Source organism: Cupriavidus necator (genome assembly GCF_016127575.1).
GTDB lineage: Bacteria > Pseudomonadota > Gammaproteobacteria > Burkholderiales > Burkholderiaceae > Cupriavidus > Cupriavidus necator_D.
Genome location: NZ_CP066020.1, coordinates 270306 through 287969, shown reverse-complemented (window position 1 = coordinate 287969; position 17664 = coordinate 270306). Strand labels below are relative to the sequence as shown.

17 protein-coding genes and 7 pseudogenes are annotated in these 17664 nt (G+C 64.2%); 17 read left to right on the top strand and 7 right to left on the bottom strand.

What is annotated here, in order from left to right; all coding sequences use genetic code 11:
* Window positions 1-113: 113 nt before the first annotated feature.
* From I6H87_RS34650 to I6H87_RS33370, 8 genes are all read left to right on the top strand, one after another.
* Window positions 114-545 (top strand): cupredoxin domain-containing protein, encoded by a 432-nt coding sequence (locus I6H87_RS34650; protein WP_231881525.1) that lies wholly within the window; start codon window positions 114-116, stop codon window positions 543-545.
* A 69-nt stretch (window positions 546-614) separates the two neighbouring features.
* The gene (locus tag I6H87_RS34840) at window positions 615-758 is read left to right on the top strand and encodes a hypothetical protein (RefSeq protein ID WP_328706768.1); all 144 of its coding nucleotides are present in this window, start codon (window positions 615-617) and stop codon (window positions 756-758) included.
* A 6-nt stretch (window positions 759-764) separates the two neighbouring features.
* Window positions 765-1037 (top strand): cupredoxin domain-containing protein, encoded by a 273-nt coding sequence (locus tag I6H87_RS34835; protein ID WP_051398634.1) that lies wholly within the window; start codon window positions 765-767, stop codon window positions 1035-1037.
* 141 nt (window positions 1038-1178) lie between these two features.
* Entirely contained in the window at window positions 1179-3209 is a 2031-nt protein-coding gene (locus I6H87_RS33390) for a ribonucleoside triphosphate reductase (RefSeq protein ID WP_011154155.1), read from the top strand.
* Window positions 3210-3351: 142 nt separating this feature from the next.
* The gene (gene nrdD / locus I6H87_RS33385) at window positions 3352-3552 is read left to right on the top strand and encodes an anaerobic ribonucleoside-triphosphate reductase (protein WP_011154154.1); all 201 of its coding nucleotides are present in this window, start codon (window positions 3352-3354) and stop codon (window positions 3550-3552) included.
* Complete coding sequence (locus I6H87_RS33380) at window positions 3536-4255, top strand: anaerobic ribonucleoside-triphosphate reductase activating protein (protein WP_011154153.1); 720 nt, start codon at window positions 3536-3538, stop codon at window positions 4253-4255. The genes nrdD and I6H87_RS33380 overlap by 17 nt, the downstream gene beginning before the upstream one ends.
* Before the next feature lie 109 nt (window positions 4256-4364).
* Window positions 4365-4718: a metal-sulfur cluster assembly factor gene (locus I6H87_RS33375; RefSeq protein ID WP_011154152.1), complete on the top strand. Its 354-nt coding sequence runs from the start codon at window positions 4365-4367 to the stop codon at window positions 4716-4718.
* Entirely contained in the window at window positions 4667-5959 is a 1293-nt protein-coding gene (locus I6H87_RS33370) for a DUF8744 domain-containing protein (protein ID WP_011154151.1), read from the top strand. The genes I6H87_RS33375 and I6H87_RS33370 overlap by 52 nt, the downstream gene beginning before the upstream one ends.
* Here I6H87_RS33370 and I6H87_RS33365 read toward each other — a convergent pair.
* The 3 genes from I6H87_RS33365 to I6H87_RS33355 form a co-directional block, all read right to left on the bottom strand.
* Complete coding sequence (locus I6H87_RS33365; RefSeq protein WP_231881524.1) at window positions 5913-6344, bottom strand: RrF2 family transcriptional regulator; 432 nt, start codon at window positions 6342-6344, stop codon at window positions 5913-5915. The two genes, I6H87_RS33370 and I6H87_RS33365, sit on opposite strands and share 47 nt — an antisense overlap.
* Before the next feature lie 411 nt (window positions 6345-6755).
* A complete protein-coding gene (locus I6H87_RS33360) occupies window positions 6756-7055 on the bottom strand; it encodes a DUF2249 domain-containing protein (protein WP_011154149.1) in 300 nt (99 codons plus the stop codon).
* A gap of 133 nt (window positions 7056-7188) precedes the next feature.
* Window positions 7189-7701 carry a hemerythrin domain-containing protein gene (locus I6H87_RS33355; protein ID WP_011154148.1) on the bottom strand — a complete coding sequence of 171 codons (513 nt, stop codon included), beginning with the start codon at window positions 7699-7701 and terminating at the stop codon, window positions 7189-7191.
* Between the two features lie 305 nt (window positions 7702-8006).
* On the opposite strand from I6H87_RS33355, the pseudogene I6H87_RS33350 reads away from it, so the two are divergent.
* Both I6H87_RS33350 and I6H87_RS34960 read left to right on the top strand, forming a co-directional pair.
* A pseudogene (locus I6H87_RS33350) lies at window positions 8007-8318 on the top strand (thiolase family protein); the annotation flags it as partial.
* A 292-nt stretch (window positions 8319-8610) separates the two neighbouring features.
* A pseudogene (locus I6H87_RS34960) lies at window positions 8611-8812 on the top strand (hypothetical protein); the annotation flags it as partial.
* A 47-nt stretch (window positions 8813-8859) separates the two neighbouring features.
* Here I6H87_RS34960 and I6H87_RS33345 read toward each other — a convergent pair.
* From I6H87_RS33345 to I6H87_RS33335, 3 genes and pseudogenes are all read right to left on the bottom strand, one after another.
* On the bottom strand, window positions 8860-10203 hold the full coding sequence (locus tag I6H87_RS33345) for a phosphoribosyltransferase (protein ID WP_011154146.1): 1344 nt from the start codon (window positions 10201-10203) through the stop codon (window positions 8860-8862).
* Between the two features lie 19 nt (window positions 10204-10222).
* A pseudogene (locus I6H87_RS33340) lies at window positions 10223-11225 on the bottom strand (zinc-dependent alcohol dehydrogenase family protein).
* Between the two features lie 33 nt (window positions 11226-11258).
* Complete coding sequence (locus I6H87_RS33335) at window positions 11259-11714, bottom strand: universal stress protein (RefSeq protein WP_011154143.1); 456 nt, start codon at window positions 11712-11714, stop codon at window positions 11259-11261.
* A 187-nt stretch (window positions 11715-11901) separates the two neighbouring features.
* On the opposite strand from I6H87_RS33335, the pseudogene I6H87_RS34640 reads away from it, so the two are divergent.
* The 7 genes and pseudogenes from I6H87_RS34640 to I6H87_RS33315 all read left to right on the top strand — a co-directional run.
* A pseudogene (locus tag I6H87_RS34640) lies at window positions 11902-12111 on the top strand (MgtC/SapB family protein); the annotation flags it as partial.
* 91 nt (window positions 12112-12202) lie between these two features.
* The gene (locus tag I6H87_RS34635) at window positions 12203-12499 is read left to right on the top strand and encodes a hypothetical protein (RefSeq protein WP_231881548.1); all 297 of its coding nucleotides are present in this window, start codon (window positions 12203-12205) and stop codon (window positions 12497-12499) included.
* Window positions 12469-12998 (top strand): annotated as a pseudogene (locus tag I6H87_RS34630) (DUF4010 domain-containing protein); the annotation flags it as partial. The gene I6H87_RS34635 and the pseudogene I6H87_RS34630, both read left to right, overlap by 31 nt.
* Window positions 12999-13151, top strand: a complete 153-nt coding sequence (locus I6H87_RS34955) for a hypothetical protein (protein WP_413227110.1) — start codon at window positions 12999-13001, stop codon at window positions 13149-13151.
* 123 nt (window positions 13152-13274) lie between these two features.
* Window positions 13275-14619 (top strand): annotated as a pseudogene (locus I6H87_RS33325) (MBL fold metallo-hydrolase RNA specificity domain-containing protein); the annotation flags it as partial.
* Window positions 14620-14740: 121 nt separating this feature from the next.
* A complete protein-coding gene (locus tag I6H87_RS33320) occupies window positions 14741-15079 on the top strand; it encodes a hypothetical protein (protein ID WP_011154139.1) in 339 nt (112 codons plus the stop codon).
* Window positions 15080-15386: 307 nt separating this feature from the next.
* Window positions 15387-15685: pseudogene (locus tag I6H87_RS33315) on the top strand (IS5/IS1182 family transposase); the annotation flags it as partial.
* 579 nt (window positions 15686-16264) lie between these two features.
* On the opposite strand, the gene I6H87_RS33310 reads toward I6H87_RS33315, so the two are convergent.
* Window positions 16265-17491: an acyl-CoA dehydrogenase family protein gene (locus tag I6H87_RS33310; protein ID WP_011154137.1), complete on the bottom strand. Its 1227-nt coding sequence runs from the start codon at window positions 17489-17491 to the stop codon at window positions 16265-16267.
* Between the last annotated feature and the right edge of the window lie 173 nt (window positions 17492-17664).

Genomic DNA, 17664 nt, shown 5'->3' with positions numbered 1-17664 from the left:
AGTCAACAACGAGAACAACATCATCATGAGAACATTCCACTTGTCCTCTGCCGTTTCCATTTCGATTGCCGCCGCCGTGCCATAACCTGCAAACGAATATCATCGACGGCAAGATGGTGTTCGTCGGCGAGGCGGGCAAGGTCAACCCCATGCTGCGCGCGGAAGTCGGCGATACGGTGGAGATCTCCATCGCCAGCGGCGAGGGTGCCGAGCATGATCTTGCCATTCCCGAACTGAATGTCACATCGAAGCGCTTCAGCGCCGGCACCGGCCCTGCGACACTGCGCTTTACCGTGACGCAGCCAGGTAAATTCGCCTACATCTGCACCGTGGCCGGGCACCGGCAGATCGGCATGGAGGGTGTGTTCGAGGTCAGTGGCACGGCCAGGACGCCCGCCTCGGTACAGAGCGAGGCCGGCCGCTCGGCCACTGCCTTGTACACGGCGGCGGCAGCATCGCCCCGCGCGACCCGGCTGCCGGGAGCATCGCAGGCGATCCCGCCGCCATGCCCGCGCCCATCGGCACGCGCGCGCCGCAGACGCTGAAGTACCGCATGGAAACGGTCGAGCTGGCCGACCATCTGGACGACGGCACACCACTGCGCGACGCCGCTGGTGCCCCAGCATATCTCGGCCGGCATGTACGGCATGATCCTGGTCGAACCCGAGGGCGGGTTGCCGAAGGTCGATCGCGACTACTACGTGATGCAGGGCGAGATGTACACCACACGGCCGCATGGCGCGCCCGTGCGCATCTAATTCGGCGTGGGCGGTCCCAACAAGGTCTCATCGCTCCACGTAATCGGTGAAGTATTCGATAAGGTCTACAGCGAGGGCTCGCTCACAGGCATCAAGCACGATGTGCAGACCACCCTGGTGCTGCCCAGCGGCGCCATCGTCGAAATGAAGGTGCAATACCCCGGCAGCTACCTGCTGGTGGACCATGCACTGTCGCGCGCCGGCAAGGGCCTGGTCGGAGTGCTGGATGTCGCCGGCAAAGCTGACCCGGCGATCTACCGCGACGGTGCTGCCCGCTGAACTCCGTTTCGGCGGCACGGACTCTCGTACCGCCGACCAAGACTAGCCGACATGTCATACATTTGCGCGCCGTCAAACTACATATAGTGTTTTGGTCGTACGATTTCCCCGCATCTAGTGTGAATTTTGCCGGGAGAATGTATGGAGCACTGTACCGAAGCCGCTGTTGCCAGCCTACCTAGGGAGGTGATCAAGCGCACTGGCGAGAGCATGGCATTCGCCATTGAGCGGATCCAGTCGGCTTTACGCCGCGCCGGCGCTGCGGCCGGCGAGTTCGGCGATGCGCAGGCAGTCAGCCTCGCCGGACAGGTGGCGAGGGTCCTAGCGCACCGTTACCATAACCAGACACCAGGCGTCGAGCAGATCCAGGACGTGGTCGAGCAGGTCTTGATTGCCGCCAATTACTGGAACACCGCGCGCGCGTTTATCGCCTATCGCGGCCAGCACGCCAGGCTGCGCCAGGACCGCAAGGCCCTGGTCGACGTGGAAGCCTCGATCAACGAATACCTGAGCAAGGCGGACTGGCGCGTGAATGCCAATGCCAACCAGGGCTATTCGCTGGGCGGACTGATCCTGAACGTGGCGGGCAAGGTCACCGCCAACTACTGGCTGTCCCATGTCTACACACCGGAAATCGGCGAGGCCCATCGCAACGGCGATATCCATATCCACGATCTCGATATGCTCAGCGGCTACTGTGCCGGCTGGTCGCTCCGCACGCTGCTGCACGAGGGGTTCAATGGCGTGCCCGGCAAGGTGGAAGCCGGGCCGCCGAAGCGCATGTCCTCCGCCGTGGGGCAGATCGTCAATTTTCTCGGCACACTCCAGAACGAATGGGCCGGTGCGCAGGCGTTCTCGTCGTTCGACACTTATATGGCGCCATTCGTGCGCAAGGACGCCATGTCCTATGCACAGGTGCGGCAGTGCATCCAGGAACTGATCTACAACCTGAACGTGCCATCGCGGTGGGGTACGCAGACGCCCTTTACCAACCTGACTTTCGACTGGACCTGTCCTGAGGACCTGCGCGAACAGGTGCCGGTCATCGGCGGGCAGGAAATGCCGTTCGCCTATGGCGAGTTGCAGAAGGAGATGGACCTGATCAATCGCGCCTACATCGAGGTAATGACGGCGGGCGATGCCAAGGGCAGGGTGTTCACCTTCCCCATCCCGACCTACAACATCACGCGCGATTTTCCGTGGGAATCGGAGAATGCCAAGCGGCTGTTCGAGATGACGGCCAGATATGGGCTGCCGTACTTCCAGAACTTCATCAACTCCGAGCTGGAGCCGAATATGGTGCGCTCCATGTGCTGCCGGCTCCAACTCGACCTGCGCGAACTGCTCAAGCGCGGCAACGGCCTGTTCGGCAGTGCCGAGCAGACCGGCAGCGTTGGCGTGGTCACCGTCAATTGCGCACGCCTGGGCTACCTGCATGCCGGCGACGAGGCGGCGCTACTGCGCGCTCTCGATCGCCTGCTCGAACTGGGCAAGCAGAGCCTGGAGAACAAGCGCAAGCTGATCCAGCACCTGATGGACCAGGGCCTGTTCCCCTATACGAAGCGCTACCTCGGCACCTTACGCAATCATTTTTCGACGCTGGGCGTGAATGGCGTCAACGAGATGATTCGCAATTTCACCGCGGATCGGCACGACATCACATCGGAGTGGGGCCATGCCTTCGCGCTGCGCCTGCTCGAACACGTGCGCGAACGCATCGTGGCCTTCCAGCAGGAAACCGGCCACCTCTACAACCTCGAGGCTACCCCAGCCGAAGGGGCTACGTACCGATTTGCCCGCGAAGATCGCAAGCGCTGGCCGGATATCCGCCAGGCCGGTACGGCTGAGCAGCCCTACTACACAAACTCCTCGCAACTGCCGGTCGGCTGGACCGAGGACCCCTTCGAGGCACTGGCGCGGCAAGAGGATTTGCAGGCCAGGTATACCGGCGGCACGGTGCTGCATCTATATATGGGCGAGTGCCTATCAAGCGGCGAGGCCTGCCGCGAACTGGTGCGGCGCGCGCTGACGCGCTTCCGCCTGCCGTACATCACAGTGACGCCGACGTTTTCGATCTGCCCCACACATGGCTACCTCGCCGGCGAGCATCCGTTCTGCCCGCGCTGCGACGAAGAGATCCTCGCCCGCAAGCGAGACCAGCTCGCTGCCTAGTGCGATGCATTATGGAATGCGCGGGATTTCTCTATGCAGTAGCGCCTCCGGCGCTTCCTTGTCTCTGTGTTTGGCCGTCCAGTCTTTGCCGAAACATCGTCCTTTCCTGTTTTTTCGACCCATCTCAAGAAGGAGTGCATCCATGATTCACCATGACCAATCCGCGCAATTCACGCAATCCTTGCCTGGCCATGCAGCGCTGCGCGACGAGGAGCGCCAACCCTGCGAGGTCTGGACCCGTGTGATGGGCTACCATCGGCCGGTCTCCAGCTTCAATGTCGGCAAGCAGGGCGAGCACCGCGAGCGCCGCTTCTTCTCGGAGCCCCATGCCATCGCCACCTGATGCATGTGAGGCCGCGGCCGGGCGCCGGCGCGACGCGGCATCGTTGCGCGTCGGCGGCATGACGGCGCTGACCACCATCGACTTCCCCGGCCGCCTGGCTGCCGTCGTGTTCTGCCAGGGCTGCCCTTGGCGGTGCGGCTATTGCCACAACCCGGGCCTGCTGGATGCCCGCGCGCCTTCCAGCATCGCCTGGGCGGACGTGCTGGCCTTCCTGCAAGCGCGGCAGGGCCTGCTCGACGGCGTGGTGTTTTCCGGAGGCGAGCCAACCCTGCAGGGGGCCCTGGCCGGCGCCATCGCCGACGTACAAGCCAGAGGCTTCGAGGTCGCGCTGCACACCGCCGGCATGTACCCCGATCGCCTGCCCGCCATCCTGCCCCAACTGGACTGGATCGGCCTCGACCTCAAGGCGCCCCTACATCGCTATGACGCCATTACGCGGGTGCCGGGCAGCGGGGAGAGGGCCTGGGAATCGCTGCGCCACTGGGTTGCCAGCGACGTGGCAGGCGAGTGCCGCACCACCTGGCACGCCGGCATGTTCGATATCGCCGAGCTGCATGCGCTGGCCGAGAGCATCGCCGCCCTTGGCGTGAAGCACTGGGCGTTGCAGGAGTGCCGCGGCAGCGGCGCGAGCGCTTCGCTTGGCCGCGACGATATCAGCAGGCTGGCGGCGCGCTTCAGCAGTTTCACGCTGCGCAAGGCGTGATGCAGGTCCCTTGCGCTATGTCAATCGACCAGCGGGTACTGGCCACGCAGAAAGCGTGGCCAGTACTACGATGGAAAGTGCATAACAGAAAATCAAAGAAAGGGGACACATGCTCTCCAGGCAAGCATCGAACGGGACGAGCGGATTTGACTACCAGGGCCCCGAGCAATGGCTGGCACCTATCACGGATGCCCTGCGCCGCGTCGTGGATCCGGAACTGGCGCTGAACGTCTTCGACGTTGGCCTGATCTACGCCGTAACCGTATTCGAGGCAGGCGTCTATGTTTCGATGACCATGACGTCCACTGCATGTCCGCTGGCCGACATGGTCCTGGATGACGTGCATCTTGAGCTTGAGGGCGTGATGCCGCTGGGGTACGGGATTGAAGTGGAGTTATGCTGGGAGCCCGCATGGACGCCGGAGCGCATGAGCGCCAGCGCGAAGCACGCCATGGGATGGTGAGCGTGGTCGCTTGTAGCATACAAGGGCGCCAGCGCAAGACCTGGCCGCGGCTGGCAGTGTTGTTGCTGGCTGTGTTCGCATTGCTCGCGGGCATGCTCGGCGGTCTGTTGCGTGCAGGCGTGGTATTGCCCGGGGTGGACGACCATCATCTGCAGTGGCACGCGCATTCATTCCATGGGGCATTGATGACCGGCGGCTTCCTCGGCACGATCATCGGCATCGAGCGCGCGGTGGCGCTCGGCCGTCTCGCCGCCTTCGCCGCACCGGCGGCATCCGGGCTGGGCGCCATACTCATGGTGGCAGGATCTTCTGCCGCGGGCGCGTGGGCCATGGCGGCAGGCGCGTTGGTGTTCGTGGGCGTCAGCGTGGCAGTGCTGCGGCGCCAGCCGGCTACCCACACGGCCTTGCTGCTGGCCGCCTCCGTGGCCTGGCTGGCCGGCAACGTGGCGCTGGCGTCGGGCCGCTGGGTGACCTCGGTCAATGCCTGGTACTTCATTTTCCTGGTTGTCACGGTGGCCGCCGAGCGGCTTGAAATGACGCGCCTGATGCGCCGCCGACCGAGCGCGCAAGCGGCCTTGCTCGCGATCCTTGCGGGGCTTGTGCTGGGCGCCGCCGGGTCGGCGCTGGAAGGGAACGCGGGCAGGATCGGTGGCGTCGTCTATGGCGTCTCACTGGCGTTCCTTACCAGTTGGCTGGCACGCTTCGATATTGCGCGCCGGACGGTGCGCAGCCACGGCTTGAGCCGCTACATAGCAGTCTGCTTGCTGCTGGGCTATGGCTGGCTGCTGGTGGCAGGCGCGGCGTGGGCGGGCACCGCGGCAGGGCTGCCATGGCGCGACGCGGCGCTCCATGCGCTGGGACTGGGCTTTATCGTCAGCATGGTGATGGCGCATGCGCCTGTCATCCTGCCAGCGATCACGCGCATCAAGCTGAAGTTCGGCAACAGCTTCTATGTGCCGCTTGCCGTGCTGCACCTCTCCCTGGCTGCACGGCTGAGCTTCGGTCACCAGCTGCCGGCCGTCAAGGCCATGGCTGCGAGCGGCAACGTTGCTGCCATCCTGGCCTTCATCGCCGTCGTGGCTGCCGCAAGCCCGGGCATGGCGAGTCAGCGCGGTGCAGCATCCCAGGCAGTCCTGAGCGTTCACCAGGCGCCGCCGCCGGTACGCGGCCACATTGCCGCCAAGGGCAACGTTTTTAGCTTCTGCCAAGGTGCACTACGTCGGCAGGCGGCGGCTCCGTGAACGCCCGCCCCAGCAGGTCGGCGAGGGTAAAGCTTTCAAGATATTGCAGGAAACTCCAGCGAGCGCCATCCATGACGCGGCAAAGATGCTCGTCGCTCGCGAACTTGCGGGCGCTGCCGTCGGCCAGGCCAGCGACCAGATCGAAATCGGGCTCCACGCTGCGAACCACGTCGCCGAGATTGATGCTTCCTGGCCCAGACGACAACTGCATGCCACCGCCTCTGCCGCGCACGGTCGCGATCCAGCCCTGTCGGCTCAGCTTGTGCGTTACCTTGACCAGATGCGCCCTGGAGATGCCGTAGGCCTGCGCGATCTCGTCGTTGGTACACATCCGTTCAGGATGCCGCGCCACGTAGATCAGCAGCCGTAGCGCATAGTCGGTCATGGTGGTAAGGCGCATCGTATAGACCCTTGGCATCAGCCGGGATGGCAGCACCGGAAGCTGAGGCAATTCAGCATCCGCTTGCGTCGGGAGACATAGTGGAACCCAAGATAGATTAAAAATGTATCTTATAAAGGATCATGCCGTTGAGGCTTATTGCAGTGGATTGATCAAGAACAAGCCGGGGCGGCGCGTTGGCAATCTCGCCGATTGTGAAAAAAGCCTGCCCGTAGTTCGTACGGACAGGCTTTCAGCAGGACAACAACGTCGAGGTCATCGGGCGCGCCCCCGCAGCCCAGCGGCCTCATTAGTATTTTGCCCCAGGCCGGCCTGGGCCGGTTTGTCCGTGGTCAAGCCAGCTGCGAATAGCGAGGGGTGTCCAGACGATCTGAATGCGGCGGATGACGGCAAGGTTCAGCCGCCGCTGCAGCCGCAGCCCGTACCGTCTCCGCTGCCGCATCCTTGCGCGGTACCCGCCGGATGGACAGTGAAGTCAATTACCACGACACCGTCCGCGTGCTGAACGTAGGCAATATGAAGTTGCTCTTGATACCGCCGGCGCAATTGCTCGATCAGGGGAAGGGGATCGTGATCGTTGACGAAACGCATCGACTCGCCTTCGCCCAGCGCTTCAAGAGCACCAAAAATCGCGGCATGGCGAAAGCGCTTGGCAATGCTGCGCGCGTCGAAGAGGAAGGGGGAATTGGCTTGCATGGTAGCGTCCTTGGTAGCGTGTGTCCACGCAGGAATGCTAACGAGGGACTGGCCTGCCGCGATTGACGCCGGTCAAGCCATTCCCGGTTCAGGTTCCAGTCCGCGAAGGGGTGTTTACCGGTGCGCGCCGCTACTAGCGCGCGCCTCTTCTTTGTGCCATGCGCTGGCCGATCTCGGCAAGGCGATCCCGGGACAGCCGGACGACGGCAGGATAAATCTCGCGCTCTTCCCGCAATGCGTGCTCGGGATAGAGGGTGGCGAACGCGCTGAGTTCTGGTGGAGCAGGGTGCCTTGCGCCCTGCGACATCGCCTCCAGCCAGGGTTTCACGCAGCACCACAAATCACCCAGGCGCCCATGCTCGGCATCTAGCTCGTCAATACGCGCAGTTAAGCTGACGTCACCCAGCTCGCGCAGTGCTGGGAACAGGTCTTCCTCCTCGTCGGCGTGGTGCAGCGGCGCTGCTATCTGGAAGTATCTCAGCACGCTGGCGGCAGCGGTTCGTGCCTCATCATCCGCGCCGTGCAGCGCCGCGTGCTGCTCAAGTCTCTGACATAAGCCGGCGAACCGCCGCACCTTCTCATGGCAGGCCAGCAGCAGTTCAATTGGTGAATCGAAGCCAGGAAGGCTGGCGGTGGGAGAGAACATTGTCGCACTCCAGTTGGGCCAGGCCGTCTCCAGTTGCCTGATGCCAATTGATCAAGTATCGCCCGAAGCGGGGCGCGCCTTCTTGAGATAATGCAAGAAGGCGCGGTGCCGGTTCATGGGTGGCTTCGCCCGTAGTGCAACCCTCTACCGCGACCAAGGACAAGGCCAGTCTTTGGCGTTGCTGCTACGCGGCGGCAGTTCCGACGTCGTGAGCGAAGATTGCGTGTTGGAGTTTTGCCGATGAGTCCTCATGCCGAGAACTCGATGTGCTCGATATGAGCGTATGGTCTCAGGGGGCGCAACGATACCGGCCTGGGCGAGCGATGGGCACCTTCGGCGAGGACTGTGCGGCGAAGTGCCAGTTCAGCCGCGAGGCGCAGGACCCATTTGCCATGACCTCGGTGACGGGCGCGAAGCAGGCCATGGAATCCGGCGCATTTGCGGCGGAGATCACCCCGGTGACGGTGAAGGATCGCGCCGGTGAGCGCGTGGTCAGTGTCGACGAGGGGCCGGGCAAGGTGCGGCTGGACAGGATCCCGCATCCTAAGCCAGCGTTCAGGAACGACGGCCCGCTTCCCGGGATCTGCAGGCAATCGTTGATGATTGATGCCGCAAGCCCCGCAATTTAGGCCGCAAGCTCTACCCATTCGACCATACTCATGGGGCAAAATGCAATTAATCGCCATACTCAAACTACAACCATCAAACTCCGGCTTAGACCTTAGGTGATAGGACGTTGGCCACCCGCGGGCGGGGCTTACGATCCAGGCCGGGAAGGTGGGCTTGACGCGGCCGTGTCAGCCAAGATGCTTGCGCGGCAAGGGCGTCCCCTCCGGGAATCAATGTGGCGCGGCAACGAATCGTTGAGCGCCTTCCGGAGTACGACTGCCAACGCCCGAACCACAGCGGCTATCGACTCGGATCAGCCGGGACAGCTTTGACACGGCTGCTCGAGCGGCTGGAGCCTTCACATCTGAAGGGGCCGCCGCTCTACGATGACGAAGCGGGAAGTCCCTCGGCCACGCGACCCTATCAAGTCGTGGAATTTGACGGTCACCGGCTTGATATCCGGCTGAAGGTCACCGTACCTGTGACTCCGGGGCGCCGTCACCTGCACTGAGTATAGGTGGGGAAAGCCGCACGGGAATGAATGCGGCGTCACATGTTTGGGGGTGTTTGTCGTCCCCCGTATGCCAGACTGGGAGGCGACGCGGTTGCGAGGTGCCGCCCGAACCAGTCTGCCGTGAGCGTCGCGATGTCTTCCATGGCATTGCGGTCTTCGAATCCGCGGCCGCTGGTCGGAATGAGCCGCAGTTGCCGCAGGCAGTGCATTTGTTCGAATGCAAGGTTATTGATGTGGATGTTCTGCGCATCGCCGCTGGCGCACATCAGCAGGGCGGGGATGTCCAGCCGCTGCAAGGTTGCACTGCCCGCGAGATCCGGGCGTCCCGCAACGCAGGCTACGGCGCCGAGAAGGTCCGCGCTGCATGCGGCCGCACGCAGCGCGGCCGCCCCTGCGGTACCGGTACTGAGCAAGCCCGCCGGAAGCTTTGCGCACGGCATCCTGGCGCGCAGGAAAATCAGCGCCTGGTTTAGCCTTCTCGCAAGGTCATCGATTTCTGATTCTGGGGCGTCATTGTCCCTGCTCTCGGGCTGCAGGTCCACAAGCATGGTGGCGAATCCCTTCGCCCGAAGCTTGCGCGCCAGGTATTGGCTGCGGGCCGCACGGCGCTGCGCGCCACCGGCACATACCATCAGCGCGACGCCCATCGGATTCGGCGCCGATTCGAGCATGGCGGGTAGCCGGCTGGTGCCATAAGGAATTTGCAGGGCAAGGCTGAGCGATGGCATGCGCACCACGGCGCCTGGCCGGGAGCGAGCCTGGGATTGGGCTGGCTGTATCGCGGTCAATTGTCTGACGCGGTCGTCGCTGACCAACTGGAACTCGCGATAGAAGTGCGCTAGGTTCTCGATACGATCCGGCGTATCCAGACAGACGATCTCGTCGGCCAGGGCGCGGACCCGATCCAGCCCGGCCCTGGCGGCGATCGGGATTGCGCAGATGAGCCGGGCGGGGCGCCGCTTGCGCAGGCCGGCCAACGCCGCGTACATGGTCGCGCCGCTGACCAGGCCGTCATCCACGACGATCACCACGCGCCCCTTCGGGTCCGCAATCTTGCGAACCGCCATATAGACCGCGCGCTGCCGGCGCAGCTGGTCGAACTGGGCGTCACGCTGGCTGTCGGTCGCGCCGTCCGCGTTGGCTTCGTACGTGCACCATGTCGCGCCGGATTCGTCCAGCGCCATGCCTGGCACGATCCTGCGCGCCATCACCAGGTCGAAGTCGGCACCCAGTGAATCGGCGACGATGCGCCCGACTGGCACGCCGCCGCGCGGAATCGCCAGGACCAGGGCGCCGGTCCCCTGGTACGGACGCAATGCCAACGCCAGCTCCGTGCCGGCCTGCTCCCGCGTCTGGAAACGTGTCTGGTAACGGCTCATGGGGATATCTGCCGAAGCCTTAGTGACGGATTCTCAGGACGGCGGCACCGGACAGACGCCCCTCGCGCAGATCGGCCAGTGCCGCATTGGCCTGCTCGAGCGGGTAGGCGGTCGTGTGCGTCTGCAGCGGCGTCCGGACGGCGATCTGCATCAACGCAATTCCGTCGGCGCGCGTGAGGTTGGCGACCGAACACAGGCGACGCTCTTCCCATAGCAGCTGGTAGGGCATGCGCGGGATGTCGCTCATGTGGATGCCGGCGCAGACGACAGCGCTCCCCCTTGTCCACGGCGCGCAGCGCGCAGGGAACCAGCGCACCCACCGGGGCGAAGATAAGCGCCGCATCCAGCGCCACGGGCGACTGGAGGTCGCTGGAGCCGGCCCAGCACGCGCCGGTCTCGTAGGCCAGTTGCTGGGCGCCGGTGTCGCCCGCGCGAGTGAAGCCATAGACCTCACGGCCTTGTGCGGCGGCAATTTGTGTCACTAGGTGGGCCGCGGCGCCGAAGCCGTAGATGCCGATGCGCTGGGCCTCGCCCGCCATTCGCAACGTCCGGTAGTCGATCAGGCCGGCGCAGAGCAGCGGCTCAGCATGTTCGTCGTCGTAGGCGGGCGGAATCCTGAAGTAGTAGCTGCTGTCGGCGACCACGTATTCCGCGTAGCCGCCATCGCGCGTGTATCCGGTGAGCTGCGGCGCATCGCAGAGGTTCCCGTGAAGATGCATGCAGTAGCGGCAATCACCGCAGGTATTTCCCAGCCACGGCACGCCTACGCGCTCGCCGGGCGAGAATGCCGTGACACCGGTGCCGCACGATTCGACCTGGCCGACGGCTTCATGCCCCGGGATCAGCGCCGGCTTGGGGTGGGAGAGGTCGCCGTCGGCGATATGCAGGTCGGTGTGGCACACCTCGCATGCAGCCGCGGCGATGCACACCTCGCCGGGCCCCGGGTCGGGAACCGGCACGTCCTGCAGGCGCAGCGGCAGTCCTGCGCCCTCGAAGATCATGGCTCGCATGGTCTGGGCCATAGCGCGATGCTCCGTCATTGTGCGGGCGCCACGCTAGCCTTCGGTTTCGCTGCGAACCAGCAGCACCGGCTTGCTGGTCCTGGCGATCACGCCTTCGGACACGCTGCCCATCAGCAAGCGCCTGACGCCGCGACGGCCGTGCGTGCCGAGCACGATCAGGTCGGCATTCCACGCATCGGCTTCGCCGACGATCGTCAACGAGATCCGGCCGGGCGACACCGGCTTCTCCACCAGCTGCGCCGTGTTCCCGACGCCCGCCTCGCTGAGCCTGGCTGTGGCGGCGTCCAGCGCCTTGCGGCCATCCGCCATGATGTTGTCCAACAATTCCTTGGGGTCGAAGTAGCTGGTCTCGAAGTAGATATCGCTGTCGTCCAACACGAACAGCGCCTTGACCTCCGCCCCGGTCGCCTTCGCGACGATGATGGCCTGGCTCAGCGCCAGGTCGGACGAACGGCTGCCGTCGACGGCGAGCAGGATGCGCTGGTACATGATGTGTCTTCTCACGGGTAGTGATGAGTATGCGATCTTTTTTGCGTTTCGTTGTATTCAGCGTACCCCCCGGGCAGTAATACGCGCTTGACATGCATCAACCCGGAGCGGCGGGCGTGGCAGAGTTTCCGATAGTGGCCAATACTGGATTCACTGGTGTGACGACCGCGCGACTTGAGGACTGGGCATGGACCCCCTGATCCTTTCCGTATCAGTGGCGCTTGGCATCGGGCTTGCCATCGGGCTGGAGCGTGAACGCAGCCAGTCCGCCGCCGACGGCGGCGAAGATCCCGCGGGGTTGCGCACCTTTGCTGTCGCCAGCCTGTCGGGCGCCATCTGCGCGATGCTGCCTGATCGGCTGCTGCTGCCCCTCGCGTTGTTGGGCGCAACGGTGCTGGCAGCGATCAGCTACCAGCGATCCGCGAACCGGGACGCCGGGCTCACTACGGAATTCGCCTCTGCTCACCATCCTGCTGGGCGCGTTGACAGTGACGCACGCAGTGCTGGCGGCGGGCTTTGCCACTGCCGTGGTGCTCTTGCTGCATGGCAAGGCGTTCCTGCATCACATCGCGCGCAACGTCGTCACCCGAGAGGAAATGAGCGATGCGCTGATCCTGGCTGCGGCAGCCCTGATCGTCTGGCCGCTGCTGCCAGACCGCTACATGGGGCCGCTCGACGCCTGGAATCCGCATGCGCTCTGGCTGGTCGTGCTGCTGGTGCTGCTGGCCGGGCAGCGGGGCATATTTTCGCGCGCATGTTCGGCGAGCACTTCGGGCTGCCCATGACGGGCCTGTTCGGCGGCTTTGTTTCCAGCGTGGCCACGATCGGCGCGATGGCGGTGCGGGCACGCAAGGCCGACAGCCCGGTCCACGGCCCCGTCGCGGCGGCCTTGCTGTCGACCGTCGCTACCTTCATCCAGATAACGCTGCTGCTCGGCGCCACTAGCGTTTCCGCCTTGCAGGCGCTGGCACTGCCGCTGGCTGCGGGCCTGCTGGCGATCGCGGCCTGTGGCGGGGTCTGGCTGTGGCGGGCGCTGCGCGAGACGCCGGCAGCCGGCGAGGGGCTGTTAGCCGGCCGCTCGTTCGACTGGCGCGGAGCGGGTGGCTTTGCGCTGCTGTTTGGTGTCCTGCAGCTGGTGGGGGCCGCGACACAGGCCTGGGGCGGCAATACGGCCTACTTGCACTGGCAGTCGGGGCCGGCTTCGCGGACGCGCATGCCGCGGCGACATCGATCGGGGCGCTCGTGGGAGCCGGAAAGCTGGATGACCACGCGTCGATATGGCCGGTGCTCGGCGCGTTGACGGCCAATACGGTCAGCAAGATCGTCGCGGCTGCCCTGACGGGCGGCGCCAGGTTTGCCTTGCCTGTCGGCATCGGGCTGGCGCTTTCCACCGGGGCTTCGTGGGTGGTGGCCTGCCTGCAGCGGACTGCCGCCTGAGCCATTCGGCAGCTCCCTTCCCGCCGTGCGCCAGCCCGTCGACCTGGATCAATCGCAGTCCTGTGGTGCTGCCCCTAGACTGGGTCTGTGATTCAGCTCTCGCATTGATATGAGGACGCCGGCATGCAACTGCAATTCCTGGGGGCGACCGATACGGTAACCGGCTCCAGGTACGTGCTCGACACCGGGCGCGACCGCGTCATGGTCGATTGCGGCTTGTTCCAGGGGTACAAGACCTTGCGGCTGCGCAACTGGGATCCGCTCCCGGTTGATCCTGCGAGCCTCGATGGGGTGGTGTTGACTCATGCTCACCTCGACCACAGCGGTTACCTGCCGCTGCTCGTGCGTAACGGGTTCCGGGGCAGCGCCTATTGCACGATGGGTACCGCGCAGCTTTGCGGCATTCTGTTGCCTGACAGCGCGCACCTGGCGGCGGAAGATGCGGCCTACGCCAACCGCAAGGGATTCTCGCGCCATCGGCCGACATTGCCACCCTACACCAGTGCGGATGTCGAACACGCACTGCGCCGGCTGGGCCCGACGCACTACGGCCAGCACTTCACGGTGGTTCCCGGTGTGGAAGCGGAGTTCAGCCGGGCAGGTCATATCGTCGGGTCGGCCATCGTCACGCTGCTCGCGCAAGGCCAGCGCATCGTATTCTCGGGCGACCTCGGGCGCCAGCATGACTTGGTCATGCGCGCGCCGGAAGCGGAGGCAGGCTGACTACTTGCTGGTCGAGTCGCCCTACGGGGACCGGCTGCATCCTGGCGGCGACCCCATCGGCATACTCGGCGAAATCATCAGCCGGACCATCGGGCGCGGCGACAGCCTGATCATTCCTGCCTTCGCGGTAGGCCGCACGCAGAGCTTGCTGTATTGCCTGCACAGGCTGCGCGAGCTGAAGCGGATTCCGGAAGTGCCGGTCTACCTCAACAGCCCGATGGCGATCGACGCGACCACGATCTTCTCGCTGCATCCGGAAGAGCTGCATATCGACCGCGCTGCATGCGCCGATGCATGCGGCCTGGCAACGCCGGTACAGAGCATGGAGCAGTCGGTCTGGCTGAACCGGGATCGCAGTCCCAAGATCATCCTGGCCGGCAGCGGCATGGCAACCGGCGGGCGCATGCACCACCTTGCGGCGTATGGGCAGGACCCCGCGCAGCACGATCCTGCTGTCGGGCTTCCAGGCGGTCGGAACGGGGAGCCGCACTGGCCGCGGGCCAGCGCGACATCCGGCTCCACGGGCAGGACATCGTCGTGCGCGCGACGGTCGAGCAGATCGAGAATCTCTCGGCGCATGCCGATGCGGCCGAGCTGGTGACCTGGCTTGGCGGGCCAGACGCCGCGGCAATCATTCGTCGTCCACCGCGAGCCGAAGTCCAGCGATGCCCTCCGGCAGCACATCGAGCGGGATCTCCGTTGGACCGCCACCATGCCGGAGTACCGCCAGTCTTACCAGATCGACTGGCGGGGGGCGCTGCGTTATCTGGCAGGCGTGAATCGCTGTTTACTTCAGTTCGCATGCAATCCGCCAAGGCCCGTCTCCGGTCATTCCGGGCTTCTTCTTCAAGCTTGCAGGAGGTTTAATGAACTTCAGGACAATGCTCGTCGACCTCAGGGAAGACGATGCACGAGACGCACGCATTGAAGCCGCAGCAGGACTTGCGTTGCTGTTCGACGGCAGCATCGTTGGACTGACGGCGACTGGCACGCAACTGGAGCCTTACCGCGGCGCTGGTGAAGAGGCCGGAAAATACGCCGCTCTCGCAGCCGAGCACTACGCTGTCCTGCGAGACCTGGTGAAGCAGGCGGCACCGTCGATACCGATCAGGCAAGCCGTCGTTGAAGCAGAAGAGGGCTGGGCGCTTGCCAGGGAAGGCCGCTTCGCCGACATCATTCTTCCGGACGCCGCCGTCCACAGATGAAAACGTGCCGGCGCCCATGGCCAAGGCGGCGGAGTACGCGTTGCTGAACGCTGGACGGCCTGTGTCGCTGGTGCCGGGAAAGGCCTGGCCGCAACTGCGAGGCCGTGTCGCAATTGCGTGGAACGGCAGGCTGAGGCGGCGAGGGCTGTTGCCGATGCGCTGCCAATGCTTCGGCTTGCCTCAATTGTTTCGATCGTGGTTGTCTCAAACAGCGATGGCGAACCGGACGAGGAAAGCGGGGCCCGCCTGGCAAGCTGGCTGGCCAGCCATGGCGTCGGAGCCGAGATGCGCCTCAAATCGAAGCCCGCGGCGCGCAACCTCGATCCCACCGCGCGAAGGGGCGGCGCTTGGTCTGAGAGAACGCCCGGCGCGCAGTGGCGCAACGAGGCCATTGACGCCATTGCGCGAAACTGGCGAGGGGAATGGAAGAGGGGCTGCGGCTACCACTGCCGCTCGCTGATCGAGAACCTGATGTACCGGCTCAAAACGTCAATCGCCTTTGGGCGCGTGGCATCGGCTTCGCAATCAACAGAAGTGGCGATCCGCGTAGGCGTGCTTAACCGCATGGTGGCTCTCGCACGCCCGCAATCCGTCCGCATCGCCTGATCTCCGGATCACGGGAGTCACTTTGTCTTCAGATTCGATTAATGCAAGTACGCCCCCCGCATCGGTGCACTCATCCTTGCGGAGCCTTCCGCTTGGATTTCTCCCTTCGCATCGGGACGACAGATTCCCCAGTTCCTTACCGAAGCCTGAATCAAAGTCACGCCGCCTTTATGCCGGATGCCGATTGGGACATCAGCAGGCATCGCCCAAAATTTTCCCGGAGCATGCAATCCCCCCGGTTTTGACATCGATTATGATTTTTACGGCACGTCATCAGCGGTTCACTCGCGTTCGTCTCTTTGACTCCCACCTGCCGAGGTTGCCCCCGACTTTTCCGACAACGCTCACCACGGGGGCTCTTCACCCACGCAGCTTGTGGCGGTTTGAAGCCCGCTCCTGCAATCCGACTTCGAGGGGCCGTCCCCGCACTCATCTTCCCTAAAGCATCGCAGGCATCGGTCACCTGATGCTCACGTTCTTGGCACGCGTTACACGGAAATCAAAGGGCTCCATGGATGAGCGCCTCCCCACGCCACAACGTGATTAGCGCGGGGGAGGCTTGAAGAAATCGCCTACGCTTCAGCGATCCGAACGGTACTTCAGTAGTTCAAGCTTGGCGATGGCGTTGCGGTGCACCTCGTCCGGACCATCGGCCAGCCGCAGCGTACGCTGGTGCGCCCACCAGCTGGCCAGCGGGAAGTCGCTCGACACGCCGGCCGCGCCGTGGACCTGGATAGCCCAGTCGATTACCTTCAGCGCCACGTTTGGGGCCACCACCTTGATCATGGCGATCTCGGCCTTGGCCACCTTGTTGCCCACGGTGTCCATCATGTACCCCGCCTTGAGTGTGAGCAGGCGGGCCATTTCGATTTCGCAGCGGGCTTCGGCGATGCGTTCCTGCGTCACGCCGTGGCGGGCGATCTCCTTGCCGAAGGCAACGCGGTCCAGGCTGCGCTTGCACATCAGTTCCAGTGTCCGCTCGGCCGCACCGATGCTGCGCATGCAGTGGTGAATACGGCCAGGGCCCAGGCGGCCCTGGGCCATCTCGAAGCCGCGGCCTTCGCCCAGCAGGATGTTCGAAGCCGGCACGCGCACGTTCTTCAGCTCGATTTCCATGTGGCCGTGCGGTGCATGGTCGTAGCCGAACACGGGAACGAAGCGTTTGACGGTAACGCCAGGCGCGTCGGCCGGCACCACGATCATCGACTGCTGCTCATGGCGGGCAGCGTCGGGATTGGACTTGCCCATCACGATGTAGACCTTGCAGCGCGGGTCGCCCGCGCCCGATGACCACCACTTGGTGCCGTTGATCACATAGTGGTCGCCGTCGCGCTCGATGCGGCAGGCAATGTTGGTGGCGTCCGACGAGGCCACGGCTGGCTCCGTCATCAGGAAGGCCGAGCGGATTTCACCGGCCAGCAGCGGCTCCAGCCACTGGTCCTTCAGTTCTTCCGAGGCGTAGCGCTCCAGCGTTTCCATGTTGCCGGTGTCGGGCGCCGAGCAGTTGAACACCTCGGCCGACCAGGGCACGCGGCCCATGATCTCACATAGCGGTGCGTACTCGAGGTTGGACAGGCCCTGCGCGGCGCGCGGCGAACGCGGCAGGAAAAGGTTCCACAGGCCGGCTTCGCGCGCCCGCGGCTTGAGTTCGTCGATCACCGTGGAGGGAATCCATGCATTGCCGGCGCGGCGGTTAGCGTCGATCTCCTCCTCGAAGCGCTGTTCATTCGGATAGATGTGCCTTTCGAAGAAGGCCAGCAGCTTGGCCTGCATCTCCTTGACCTTCGGCGTGTACTCGAATTGCATGACGATTCCCTCGCTAGATTATGGAAGGGAAGTGACGCTTATCCCGATCTTGGTAACCAAATTGGCTTGCTCGGTCGTTCATCGACTTCCGATCACGACTCTATCGCAGGAGCTCCCAGTGAAAAAATGATCATTTTCTGGATCTTTCATGCATTCAATTCATATTATTGGCG